The organism is Hyalangium gracile, from assembly GCF_020103725.1.
Taxonomy (GTDB): Bacteria; Myxococcota; Myxococcia; order Myxococcales; family Myxococcaceae; genus Hyalangium; species Hyalangium gracile.
This window is the reverse complement of record NZ_JAHXBG010000004.1, coordinates 147,522-159,779: the sequence shown is the minus strand read 5'-3', so window position 1 is coordinate 159,779 and position 12,258 is coordinate 147,522. Positions and strand designations below refer to the sequence as shown.

The window sequence follows — 12,258 nt, the reverse complement described above, 5'->3', positions numbered from 1 at the left end:
GCGTGCCGTGCAGCGGGCAGGGCCCCGGCTCAGGGCTTCTTGATGAACGTCATCGGCGGCCGGTCGTTCTTGCCCTTGCCCGCCGCGCGCAGCGCCACCGGATCCAGCCCCGTCAGGTGCAGGGCCGTCGAGTACACGTGCCCCGCGTCCGAGACGAAGCTGTTCGGGCTCTTCGTCCGCCCGGAGATCAGCAGGCCCGTGTCCGGATCGTACGCCGGATCCAACGAGCCATCCGGCATCATCGGGATGCCCTCCAGCGACACGCTGCCCACCCGCCCGAACTGCGTGTTCCCCTTCACCGTGCCACCCAGGAACGCCACGCTGCTCACCCGCCAGTGCTGGCAGCAGTCCTGGTTCATGATCTCGTCGTACTTCGCCGTGTCCGTCAGCCCCGAGTTCGCCAGGATGGCCGCCACGTCCCCGCTGATCGTCCGCCCCATCTCCGAGGCCAGGACGATGGTCGTGTAGTCGAAGTAGCTCTTGCCCGTGTTCCCGTACGGCGTGGCCTTCAGCTTCGCCACCAGCGTCTTGAGCGGGTTCCACAGGTTGCGCCGCATGTTGTTCGTCTGGTCCGTCTGCCCCTGGTTGCTCATGATCGAGCGACGATCCCGGTGCGAGTCGAACAGCCGCAGCCCGCGGTTCTCGATGAAGAAGCCGATCGACAGCCCCTTCGTCATCATCTCGTACGTCATCATCGCCTGCACGTTGGTGTGCGGCGTCTCCTTGGAGCGGGCGGGGTTGCCGTTGATGGACGAGGCCTCCGTCGTCTCGTCCGCCGCGGCGACGTTGAACTCCGCGCGCAGCGCCGAGTCCGAGAACATCGTCTGCGGGTTGATGTTGACGGTGTTGCCCCCGGTGAGCGCCTTGTGGATGGTGAGCGCGGAGGAGAAGGCGCGCACCGACTCGCCGTTCTTCTCGGCGAGCAGGTTCGCCTGCAGGTTGTCGGTGAACTGGCGGATGCGCTGGTTGCGCTGCCCCTGGGACACGCTGCCCAGCGACATGAGCCGGTTGCGCATGTCCGCCGGCGTCTTGCCGTACAGCGTGTGCGCGTGCACCGGCCCCAGCTTCTCGTAGTAGCCCGTGCCCTCCGGGTACGAGGGGATGGACAGCTCGCCGTCCGACAGCCAGCGGTGCCAGCTGATGTGCGGCAGCAGGTAGCCGTTGCCGTACGCCTCGCAGAAGGCCTGCAGCACCGTGCGCTCGGTCGGCTGGCGGTAGCCGGACAGCGACGCGCTGTAGCGGCCGTAGTGGTACTCCCACCGGCCGCCCGAGTGGAACGTGTTGCCGTTGTGGCTGGACACCACCGCCATGTTCGGGAACAGCGGCACCCCGTCCTCGGCCAGGTAGCCGTACTGGATGTTGCCCGAGGTGCGCGGCGGGTTGAGCGGGCTGGTGCCGTAGTTCTTCGGCCGGTAGCGGTGCTGGCTCCACGTGGGCGTGGGGTTCAGCGTGCCCGCGGGGATGACGCGCGTGGCGTCATTGGGCGTGTGGGCCGGGTTGAACATCGAGTACCCGTCCCAGCCTCCCTCCTGGAACCAGTAGATGAGGAAGCGAGGCTCGGCGGCGAGCTCGGCGGCAGCGGCCTCGGCGATGCCCAGCTCCTTCGCCGTGCCCGGCACGCCGAAGCTGCGGAAGAAGCGGAGCCAGTCCAAGGTGCTGATGGCGGTGCCGGCGAGCGCGCCGGCGAGGAATTGGCGGCGTTTCATGGTGCGCTTCCCTGTGAGGCCTCAGCGGTGGGTGTACTCGGGTGAGAGGGCGATCGTCTTCAACACCGACTTCAGGTTGCTGTCGTTGTCGTGCGCCACGTCCCACAGGCGCTTGTACATCACGCGCTCGTCCTGGGTGTGCCGCATCTCCCGTCCGAAGAAGAGCATGTACTGCGCGTTGAGCGTGCGGCGGATGAAGGCCTCCTTCTTCACCGCCTGCGACGCGAAGGCCTGCAGGCCCTGGCCCTTGAAGGCGTAGCTGCCCACCAGCCCGCGATCGCTGTCGTCCAGCGCTCGGCCCTGCTCGTCCGTGGTGCGGTAGTTGCCGTCGTCGTCCCAGCGCAGCCGCTGGTGCGCCAGCGGCGTGAGCGTCTGGTGGCACGAGAAGCAGAGGCTGGTGGGGTCCACCGTGGAGGCCGCCGTCGCCGCCCCGCGCATGTCGAACACCTCCGAGGGAATCTCGAAGATGGAGCCCATGAAGTCCGTCATGACGCGCGCCGCGTAGTTGTAGTGCGGCAGGCCGGGCTTGTTCTTGATGAAGCCCTTCATGGTCAGCACGCCCGTGTTGCCGTGCTGGGCCGGGCGCGACACCTTGGAGAAGCTCGCCGACACCGAGTAGTCCCCCGTGAGCAGTTCCTGGAAGGGCGTGCCCGTGGTGGCCAGGTACGTCCACAGCCGCGCGGGCTCGTCCGTGTCCGCCGTGCCCTCGCTCTCGGTGCGGATGCGCATCTTGTGGAAGTAGTACGAGCGGAAGTCCTGGGAGGCCAGGTACTGGTCCACCATCTGCTCCCAGCTCTTGCGGCCGCTCTCGTAGTCCGACAGCTCCGTGGCGTTGGGCGGCCGGCCCACCAGGTCCTGCGCCAGCTTCACCAGCAGCAGCCGCTCGCGGTCCACGCCCGTGCGAGCCTCGTAGGAGGGCGGCAGGGTGAAGAGGAAGTCCGGCGCGCGCATCAGCCCCTCGCACACCCCGCTCCACGCCTTGGGCAGGTCCGCCTCGTAGCTGGCCAGGTCCTTCACCAGCGCGTAGCCGTCGTTCTTCTCCTGCGTGCTGGACGGGCGGAACAGCATCCGGCGGTAGAGCGAGTCCACCTTCGCCTTGGCCGCGTCCGCGCGCGTGGTGCCCGTGGAGGCCTCCGTGGGGCCGTTCACCTTCACCCAGTCCACGTACAGGTTGCGGTCGCAGACGTTGGCCTCGCTGTAGTCGTTGGTGAAGGCCACCGAGACGGTGTGCGTGCCCGCCGTCACCGTGAGGGTGTGCGTGTACTCCGTGTAGGCGGTGGCCGTGACGGCGGCCGTGGAGACGGTGGTGCCGTCCACGCGCAGATCCATGGAGGGCGCGGCCGGGCCGCACTGGCTGCCGTAGGCGCGCGCCGTCAGCCGGTAGGTGCCGGTGACGGGGAAGTTGTAGGGCTGCGTCGAGGAGAGGGTGCCGTTGGTGTAGAGGTTCCACCCCGTGGAGGTGCGCGCCCCGGTGCTGGCCGTCAGGTCCGTGGTCGTCTCCGCCTCGTACTGCCGGGTGGCCGCCGGAGGCGTGTCGATGATGGGCGCCGAGGTGTCCAGGCCCGCGAAGGGGCCCGTCTTGTTGCGCGCCGCCTGCAGGCAGACGTCCGCCGCCAGAGCATCCAGGCCCAGCAGGAAGTCCGGAGACGCCACGCGCGCCTCGACGAAGTACTGCACGTAGTCCACGCCGCCGAACAGGCCCACGTGCTGGGCGAACCTGTCCACCCCGCCGCGGACCCAGTCGTCGTTGAACACCTGCTTCACCTTGCCCTTCAGCTGCACGTAGCTGAGGAAGGGGTTGTCGTAGGTGGCCACCTGCGGGCCCGAGTACGGCTGCAGCAGCGCCGGGGGGAACTCCTCGTCCGGAGGCGTCTGCGGCGAGCGAAGCTCCACCGCCGCCAGCTGGCAGGTGAGGCTGGCCATCGCGGCGATCTCCTGCGCGCTCCACGAGGGCTGCCCGCGCGGCATGCGCGCGCTCTCGTCCGTGGTGACCAGGCGCGACAGCAGGGAGCCCGACTGCGTGCTGAGGAAGCCCGCGGCGCGCGCCGCGTAGAACGTCTCCGTGGCGTTCGCGCTCACCTTGAAGAGCCGGCCGCTGGTGGTGCTGTGGCACGAGACGCAGCCCGAGTCCTGGCGCATCATCGCCGGGTACACCACCTCACCGAAGTCCTCGGAGATGGTCGCCAGCGTCACGCTGGCTGGCACGCTCGAGAGCTGGCAGGACAGCGTGCCCGAGGGGTCCACGGGCGGCGGCGGCGGGTTGGGGTTGTCGTAATCCGGCCGCCCGCCAATGGAGGGAACCTCCAGGCTGGCCTCGCCGTAGCAACCCATGGCGCTCGCGGCGAGCGCCGCCACGAGCAGGTGCAATCGATGGTGTCGGAACGCTTCCACCCTGATCCTCCGGACTCGGAGTTTTCGGGTGGACTCTCCAGGAGTTTCCTAGGAAACCAAGAAATTTCTTAAACCCTTGAGATTGCTCAGGGTGTTGGCGCGCTGACAGTGCAATGTTCCCGCAGGGCGAGCCACCTACAATGTCGGCGGACGAGCCACCGCGCCTCGTCGCGGTGGGGTGCCGAGGCGCTCAGAGCGCGGTGCGCATCCACACGGCGCGCACCAGCGGGGCCTCCAGAGCGCCCAGCCGCTGCCGGCCCATCACCACGCCCACCAGCTCCACCCGCGAGCCCTTCGGGAAGTCCTGGGCCCACAGCTTGTCTGGCGCGACGAACACCAGCACCCGCGTGCCGCCCACCTGCACCACGGCGATGTTCTGCTCCTCCCGCCGCTCCAGCACTCCGCGCAGCAGCACGGACTGGCCCACCAGCGCCGGCTCCTGCAGCTTGTCCAGGTCCGTGCTCTCCGCCGTGAGCGTCAGCGCCGGTGGGTGGGCCGCCAGCGCCTCCTCGAACGAGCTCACGCTCGGGGCGTCCGCGGGCTCCGCCTTCGCGCCCTTCGCGGCCAGCGCCTGGTCCACCGCCTTCAGCCGCTCCTCCACGGGCGCGCCTGGAATGGCCTGGCACCCCGCCACCCGCCTGCGCAGCACCTGGAGGTGCTCGGCCTCCTCCTGAGCGAGCGCGGCCGGGTCCATCAGCTCCGTCAGCGTCCGGCTGCAGATGCGGAACGTGGCCAGCAGCTCCTGGTCCTCCTCGCTGATCGCCGCCGGCTCGCCGCCCACGAGGAAGCCCGCGAAGCTCATGCCTCGCAGCTCGTCCGCGGTGAGCTCCAGCGTGCCGTCCGTCAGCGGCCGGGGCTCGGGCGGTGTGCCGGGGCCTCCGGCGAACTCCACCGTGCCGCTCGCCGGCTGGGGCCGGCACGGCTCCTCGCGCAGGCTCACCACGGCGTCCGCCTTGCGCGTCTTGGTCTCCTCGCCCGCGCGCAGCGTCTGGATGATGCCCGTGACGAGCGCCGGAGCGCCCAGCGACAGCAGCACCGTGCCCCACACCGTCGCGATGTTCCGGGAGGACGCGCCGTAGCGGCCCTCCCGGTCGATGACGTCGCGCCTGGGCTCTCCCGAGAAGAGCGGACGGGCCAGCAGCAGGCCCGCGCCCACGGCCGTGTTCGCCGCGCCCATGCTGATCGCCGGCCCGGCCGAGGGCTCGTAGCGCTCGGTGATGACGTTCTCCACGTACTCCTCGTGCTGCTCGGTGCGGCACACCTCTGAAGTAGCAAAGCGCACCCGCAGCGCCGGCCAGCGCGCCTCCACGTCCGCGGTCAGCGTCCGCGCCCCGAGCGTCACCTCCTTGGCGTAGGTGCGCAGCAGCGGGCCTCGCTCCACGCGCTGCTCCGACTGCATGGGCGCACACCCCACGGTGAGCGCCAGCGCTCCGGCGACCAGTCGCTTCCACCTCATGGCTGGCGTCCTCCGAGGAAGACGACGATGACGTCCGAGCAGTTCTGGAGCACCTCCGCCACGTCCTCGCACGCGGGCGCCCTGTTCAGGTCGGTGCTCTTGCGCACCAGCGGCAGGCGGCAGCTCAGGATGCGCTCGCGCGAGGGCGAGGAGAAGGCGAACTCCTCGGCGCCACAGCCGGTGCGCTCCAGCAGGGTGGCCTGGCAGTCCTGGTTCTCGAGGGCGAGCTGTTCGTTCACCCCCGTACACGTCCGAGCCAGGCACATGCGGGTGATGACGTCCTGACAGAGCGCCGCGTCCGGAGCGGGAGGGCCCGAGCAGGCCAACACCAGGGCCAGGGGCCCGAGGGCAAGGAGTCTCATGGCCCTTCCACCATAGCCATACCGGGGTTAAAGGGCGCGCATGTCCCAGACCTATCTGTCGCTCACCGTGGAGTTGCCGGAGGATCAGTCGGAGGCCGTACAGGACGTGCTCCACGAGTCGGGTGCCATGGGCCTCGAGGTGCGAGACCGGGAGGCTCCGCCCATGCCGGGCGTGCGAGGCCCCAACCCGGGCGAGGCCATCGTCATCGCCTACTTCGAGGACACGGACACCGCCGAGGCCGCTCGGGCCCAGGTGGCGGAGGACTTCCCGGGCGCCCGCGTGCTGCTGGAGGAGAAGCCCCAGCAGGACTGGAGCAACGAGTGGAAGGCGCTCATCAAGTCCGTGCAGGTGGGCGGGCTGTGGGTGGGGCCACCGTGGGAGGCGGACGCCGCGCCCAAGGACAAGGTGCGCATCGTCATCGAGCCGAAGATGGCGTTCGGCACGGGGGACCACCCCACGACGTCCCTGTGCCTGGCCGCCATCGACGCGTACATGGCCTCGCACCCCGGCGCGAGCGTGCTGGACGTGGGCACGGGGACGGGGGTGCTCGCCATCGCAGCGAGGAAGCTGGGCGCCGGCCGAGTGGTGGGCACCGACAACGACCCCATGTCCGTGGAGCTGGCCCACGAGAACGCCTCGGTGAACGGCACCCCGGAGCTGGAGCTGTCCGGCAAGGAGCTGACCCAGGTGCAGGGCACGTTCGACCTGGTGGTGGCCAACATCCTGGCCAACACGCTCATCGCCCTGGCGCCGCTGATTGCCCCCAAGGTGAAGGAGCGGCTGGTGCTGGCCGGAGTGCTCGCGCACCAGAAGGCGGAGGTGGAGGCGGCCTATCGCGCCCAGGGGCTCATCCCCGAGGCGGGCGCGGCGCAGGGCGAGTGGGTGCGGCTCGATTTCCACCGCTGAGCGGAAGGCGCTAGCGTCTGCCCCTCGCTTGGCGCCGATGATTTCCCAGAGCGGTGGACAGTCCTCCCAGGCCGTGCGGACCCAGCTCGTGGGCCCGTTCCTCGCCTGGCTGCGCGCGCATGGCCAGGAGCCGCGGGCGCTCGTCCAGGACTTCCAGCTGCCCGCCGACGCGGAGTCCGTCCCGGAGATCAGCCTCCCGCTGTCCACCCTGCGAGCCTTCCTGGAGGCCACGGAGCAGCGCTCGGGGGACGCGTTCATCGGCCTCCATGTCGCCCAGGCCTTCAAGCGCGGCACCTACGGCCTCGTCGAGTACATCGCCCGGGCGGCGCCCACCCTCCGGGACACCTTCCGCCGGCTCGCCCGGTACATGGCGCTCCTCAATGACCGGATGGTCGCCTCCTTCGAGGAGGACGCCGCCGCCGGCACCTTCACCTATGGCGTCCCGGGCGAGCCCCTCTCCTACGGCCGCCATGCCAACGAGTTCGGCCTGGCCCTCTTCGTCCACGTGGGCCGCCAGCTCGCCGGGCAGCCGTGGAGCCCGCTCGCCGTCACCTTCGCCCACCCGGCGCCGCGGGACTTCTCGCCCCTCACCGCCCACTTTGGCGTCGTGCCCTCCTTCGGGGGGGGGATGAACGTCCTCACGCTGGCCGCCACCACGCTGGACCTGCCCGTCGTCTCCGCGGACCCTGTCCTGCTCTCCGTCCTCGAGCGCGCCGCCGGTACCCCACCGCCCCGGGAGGCCGCTCCGCCCGACTTCGTCCAGCGGGTGCACGAGGCCATCCGGGCCACGCTGCGCGACGGCGCGCCCAAGATGGAGACCGTCGCCAGGCAGCTCCACGTCAGCGCGCGCACCCTCCAGCGCCGCCTCGCCGAGCACCACACCACCTTCCAGGATGCCGCTGACGCGGTGCGTAGCGAGCTGGCCCGCCAGTACCTCAAGGATCCGCACCTGGGGGTCAGCGAGGTGGCCTTCCGCCTGGGCTACTCGGACCTGAGCACCTTCGACCGGGCCTTCAAGCGGTGGACGGGGATGACTCCGCGCGAGTTCCGCGGCTGAGGCTGGCGCCTTCCGCCAGGAAATTGGCGCATCCGGCCAGGACATCCCGCGAGGAATACCCTACCTTCCACATAGCCCTACCCTCGGAGGACTCCCGCCATGCTCAATGCCCGTATTGTCGCCCTGTTCGACGACTACGCCTCCTCGCACCAGCACCCCACCAACCGCCTCACCCACAAGATCGCCATCCCGGTCATCGTCCTGCACATCGTGGCGATGCTGGACTGGGTGAAGCTGGTGGCCATTCCCGTCCTGCCCGGCGGAGTGCTCACCCTGGGCATGGTGGCCTGGGCGCTCGCCACGCTGTGGTACCTGCGCGCGGACGTGAAGCTGGGCCTCATCGTCTCGGCCGGCATGGCCCTGTGCTTCCCCCTGGGCCGCCTGCTGCCCGTCTGGGCCGTCATCGCCATCGCCGTCTTCGGCTGGCTGATCCAGCTGGCCGGCCACGCCGTCTGGGAGAAGAAGTCTCCCTCCTTCTTCACCAACCTGGTCCACGCGCTCGTGGGGCCCATGTTCTTCGTCGCCATGCTCACCGGCGACTACTCCATGAAGTCCACGCCGGTGGACGCCTCCTCCGCGTCGCGCGCGTGAGCCGCGGCTCGGAACCTCGCCCATGAGCTTCGCCCACAAGCTGCGCGCCTGGATGCCGCTCCACGAGAACGGCGTCAGCCGCGCCGTCCACCTCCTCGGCGGCTACCTCTTCACCTTCTCCCTGCTCGTGCCCCTGTCGTGGGCGAGGCTCGATGCGGGAGGCCTGTCGCTCACCGGAGCCCATGCCCTGGTGCTCGCCGTCGCCGTCTACTGCCTCACCCTGGAGTGGACGGCCGGGCTGCTGGCCTCGCTGCTGCTCGTGCCCACGCTCGCCGCCGCGGAGGCCGTCTCGCGCCTGCCCACCGGCACCGCGCTCGGGGTGGCCTTCGGCGTCATGGCCTTCCGCTTCGCCATCGTCGTCGGCGGCCATGTCCTCTTCGAGAAGAAGACGCATGGCCTGTCCCTGGGCGGCCCCATCCTCTTTTTCGTCGAGCCCGTCTACCTGTTCACCCTGGGGCTGTTCGCCATGGGCCTCAAGAGAGAGCTGCTGCGCGAGGTGGGCCTGGCTCAGGTGCCCGTGCGCCCCACGGGGAACACCGCGGCGGGCGCCGCGTCCCGGCCCTTCAGCGAGTAGAGCTCCACCGCATGCGGTGGGTCATCGTCTCGCTCCCGCCTGCTTCACTTCAGTGGAACTCCAGCGCGCCCGTGGCGCGCAGGGAGCCAATGGCTTCGCCTCGGGTGTTGCGGAGCACCGGCTCCACATGGTGCGAGAGCTGCTCCAGCGGCAGCGTCAGCCCCACCTGCGGCCCCAGGCGCGCGACCACCTGCCGTAGCACCGCCAGCAGCGCGGGGGGCGAGCAGCGTCCGTCGCCATCCTCCACCTTGAGCGTCACGCCCATGCCCAGGCCGGGGAGGGCTGCGCTGTAGACGCCCTCAGCGCCCACCTTGGCCAGCACCGAGCCCCGGCACGCCGTCATCAGCTCCGTGCACAGCCGGCCGGTGCCCGCCACCAGCTCCGGGTGCGCCCACATGGCCTCGCGCAGCCGCTTCGGCGCGGCCTCTGGCGAGCAGCCCAGCAACGCGTACGCCCGGGCCATGGCTCCGAGCGGCAGGGCGAAGCACACCGCCGTGCACCCGTCCACGCCCAGGAGCACCTCGTCTCGCGGCAGGCCCGTCCACCGGCTCACTTCCTGGAGGAGGCGCTCCTGCACGGGGTGGCCCGCGCGCGCATAGCCCTCCGTGGGCCAGCCGTGGTGCCGCGCCAGCGCAAGCATCCCCGTGTGCTTGCCCGAGCAATTGCTCCACTTCGGCGTCAGCTTCACCCCGCCGCGCGCCGCCTCCTCCGCCACGGCCGCGCTGATCGGGGGGTGTGGCCCGCAAGCGAGTTGCTCCTCCTGGCATCCGCAGGCGCGCAGCATGGCCTCCACCCGCTCGCGGTGGACGGGCTCGCTCGAGTGGGACGCGCATGCCAGGGCCAGTTCCTGGGGGCCGAAGCCCCAGCGGTCCGCCGCTCCGTCCAGCACCAGCGGCAGCGCCTGGAAGGGCTTGGCCGCCGAGCGCCAGAAGGTGACGAGGCCTGGATCCCCGGAGGAGGCCACCAGCCGCCCCGTCGCATCCACCACGGCCACCGAGACGCGGTGGACGGACTCGACGAGACCGGAGCGGGTGGATTCGATGGTGAGCGGGGCCATGGCGCGCAGGGCTTCAACCTGGTTCACGGCAGCCCGGTAAAGCACGAGCGTGTAGGAAGGAAAAGGCGGCACTCCGCCTTGGCCTTTTCGTTGCTGCTCCCTGAGATGAACGCAGTCCCGTTGTCAGAGGCCTCTGCTTGGATGGGAGCGGCTTGCAACACGAAGGGTGGCGGGGATGGAACACAAGGGGCTGGTGTCGAGAGTGGCGGAGCAGTTGGAGCGAACGATTGCCCTGGGGCAGTGGCCCAAAGGCAGGCTGCCTTCAGAGCGGCAGATGGCCCAGCGCTATGGGGTGTCGCGCACCACCATCCGAGGAGCCCTCCAGGGGCTGGCCGCCAGAGGACTCATCCGTCAACACCCCGGGAGACAGAGCCGCACGGTGCCCCTCGGTGAAGCGCTGTCGCTGGAGAGCCTGAAGCTGCTGCTGCCCGAGGGCCGCCAAGACATGGACCGCCGGCCGCTGCTCGAGGGGTACTTCGCCCTCAAGCGGGAGGTGACGGTGGAGCTACTGGCCGCCTGCTGCGAGCACGCCAGCCAGCCCGCTGTGGAGCAGCTGCTCAATGCCAGCTTCGCGTTGAGAGATGAGGCCCGCTGGCAGGAGAAGCGCAGCCGGTGGGTGGAGCGAGAGTTCGACTTGCTGCGGCTGGCGGCCCAAGGCGCGGACCGTCCCGGCCACCTGCTGCTCCTGATGTCGTTGGAGAAGGCCTTCCGAGGGCTGGCAGACGCGCTACTCCCCGCGCTGCACTCCGAGGCCTTCCAGCAGTGGGCCCAGTGCGTGTTCAACGCCTTGGCCGACCGTGACGCTCAGGCCCTTCGCCAACAGCTGCCGGCGCTGCTGAAGGCCGCTGACGAGCCGTTGCTCGACCGGCTGGCCCCGGTGCGCGACACACATACCGCGCCCAAGCCCCCACCGCCTGCCGGGGAGGTGCCCGTGTCGGGCGAGAACGCCAGCAACTGGTATGCTTGTCATACCAGTTCGCAACAAGTCCGGCCGGCAGGGGCGGGCCCGGTCCAGGCGGAGGTGAGCGCCAGCGCGTGTGCCACTTCGAGCCGGAACGCACCCTCGGCCCCACCCGCTCCGCTCTCCGCTGGCGAGTGGCAGGGAGATTCTTGCGGCCCCTGCCCCACGGCGGGCCCACCCGCCCCGCGCTCCTCCAGAACGGATCCTGGCAGGCCCTGTTATCCGCCCACCCTGATGCTGGCCTGGCCGCATCCTTCCTCCTCGGAGTTCCCGGACGTGGACGTCGCAGACCCACCTGCCCCGAGGCCACAAGCTTCTGCCTCCGTGGAAGCGGAGGCGGAGATGCTGGTGGGAGCGGTGGCTTCCTGCTGAACTCCGGTGGCAGCCCGCCCACTCCCATGGAAGGAACCCTCGCGTGGTCCGCCTCTTCGCCCCCGTCCCGGAGACACCTCCCGCCGAGCTGGTGCTCACCGGCGATCGCCGCCACTACCTGCTCCATGTCCTGCGGCTCGGCGAGGGCGCCACGCTGGAGGTGTTCGACGGCACGGGCCGCGCCTTCGATGCGCGCGTCACCCGCGTGGACGCTCAGGAGGTCCACCTCTCGCTCGGGCCGACCCGGAGCGCGCCGCCCCGCCGCGCGGTGAGCGTGGTGCAGGGGCTGCCCAAGGGCGACAAGCTCGAATGGGTCCTCCAGAAGGGCACCGAGCTCGGCGCCGCCGCCTTCTACCCCGTGGCCACCGCCCGCAGCGTGGTGAAGCTGGAGCCCAGGCGCGCCGAGGAGCGCACCGCTCGGTGGACGAAGATCGTCGAGGAGGCGGCGCGCCAGTGCCGGCGCAACGACGTGCCCCGGGTGCACACGCCCCAGCCGCTGCTGGAGGCCGCGCGAGCGCTCACGCCCGGCACGGCGCTGCTGGTGCTGGACGAGGAGGAGACGGCAGTGCCGCTCGGCGAGGCCTTCCGCGCCTGCGCGCCCGGAGCTCCGGTGGCGCTGGTGGTCGGCCCGGAGGGAGGGCTCGCGCGGGAGGAGGTGGCCGCGCTCGTGGCGCTGGGAGCTCGAGGCGTCAGCCTGGGCGCGCGCATCCTCCGCACGGAGACGGCGGCGCTGGCCGCACTCGCGGTAATGGCCCACCTGGATGGGGAACTCGGGTAGCAGCCAGGGAGGCAGGCGCTCGTCCTACCCCGGCTGCCGCCCCCAT

General features: G+C 70.6%; 11 protein-coding genes. 6 read left to right on the top strand and 5 right to left on the bottom strand.

Going from position 1 to position 12,258, the window contains the following annotated elements; translation table 11 throughout:
• Positions 1 to 29 precede the first annotated feature (29 nt).
• From KY572_RS09550 to KY572_RS09535, 4 genes are all read right to left on the bottom strand, one after another.
• Entirely contained in the window at positions 30 to 1,706 is a 1,677-nt protein-coding gene (locus KY572_RS09550; RefSeq protein WP_224242232.1) for a DUF1501 domain-containing protein, read from the bottom strand.
• A 21-nt stretch (positions 1,707 to 1,727) separates the two neighbouring features.
• Positions 1,728 to 4,097 carry a carbohydrate-binding domain-containing protein gene (locus KY572_RS09545; RefSeq protein WP_224242231.1) on the bottom strand — a complete coding sequence of 790 codons (2,370 nt, stop codon included), beginning with the start codon at positions 4,095 to 4,097 and terminating at the stop codon, positions 1,728 to 1,730.
• Positions 4,098 to 4,287: 190 nt separating this feature from the next.
• Positions 4,288 to 5,553, bottom strand: coding sequence for a hypothetical protein (locus KY572_RS09540; RefSeq protein ID WP_224242230.1), 1,266 nt, complete (start codon positions 5,551 to 5,553; stop codon positions 4,288 to 4,290).
• Positions 5,550 to 5,915 (bottom strand): hypothetical protein, encoded by a 366-nt coding sequence (locus KY572_RS09535; RefSeq protein WP_224242229.1) that lies wholly within the window; start codon positions 5,913 to 5,915, stop codon positions 5,550 to 5,552. Before KY572_RS09535 ends, KY572_RS09540 begins: the two co-directional genes overlap by 4 nt.
• 40 nt (positions 5,916 to 5,955) lie before the next feature.
• On the opposite strand from KY572_RS09535, the gene KY572_RS09530 reads away from it, so the two are divergent.
• From KY572_RS09530 to KY572_RS09515, 4 genes are all read left to right on the top strand, one after another.
• Complete coding sequence (locus tag KY572_RS09530) at positions 5,956 to 6,822, top strand: 50S ribosomal protein L11 methyltransferase (protein ID WP_224242228.1); 867 nt, start codon at positions 5,956 to 5,958, stop codon at positions 6,820 to 6,822.
• 37 nt (positions 6,823 to 6,859) lie between these two features.
• Complete coding sequence (locus tag KY572_RS09525; protein WP_224242227.1) at positions 6,860 to 7,879, top strand: AraC family transcriptional regulator; 1,020 nt, start codon at positions 6,860 to 6,862, stop codon at positions 7,877 to 7,879.
• A 99-nt stretch (positions 7,880 to 7,978) separates the two neighbouring features.
• The gene (locus KY572_RS09520; RefSeq protein WP_224242226.1) at positions 7,979 to 8,470 is read left to right on the top strand and encodes an Mpo1 family 2-hydroxy fatty acid dioxygenase; all 492 of its coding nucleotides are present in this window, start codon (positions 7,979 to 7,981) and stop codon (positions 8,468 to 8,470) included.
• A gap of 22 nt (positions 8,471 to 8,492) precedes the next feature.
• A complete protein-coding gene (locus KY572_RS09515; protein ID WP_224242225.1) occupies positions 8,493 to 9,044 on the top strand; it encodes a hypothetical protein in 552 nt (183 codons plus the stop codon).
• A gap of 49 nt (positions 9,045 to 9,093) precedes the next feature.
• On the opposite strand, the gene KY572_RS09510 is transcribed toward KY572_RS09515, so the two are convergent.
• Positions 9,094 to 10,128, bottom strand: a complete 1,035-nt coding sequence (locus KY572_RS09510) for an asparaginase (RefSeq protein ID WP_224242224.1) — start codon at positions 10,126 to 10,128, stop codon at positions 9,094 to 9,096.
• Between the two features lie 148 nt (positions 10,129 to 10,276).
• On the opposite strand from KY572_RS09510, the gene KY572_RS09505 reads away from it, so the two are divergent.
• Positions 10,277 to 11,434, top strand: coding sequence for a GntR family transcriptional regulator (locus tag KY572_RS09505; protein ID WP_224242223.1), 1,158 nt, complete (start codon positions 10,277 to 10,279; stop codon positions 11,432 to 11,434).
• Between the two features lie 43 nt (positions 11,435 to 11,477).
• Positions 11,478 to 12,212: a 16S rRNA (uracil(1498)-N(3))-methyltransferase gene (locus tag KY572_RS09500; protein ID WP_224242222.1), complete on the top strand. Its 735-nt coding sequence runs from the start codon at positions 11,478 to 11,480 to the stop codon at positions 12,210 to 12,212.
• Positions 12,213 to 12,258: the final 46 nt, after the last annotated feature.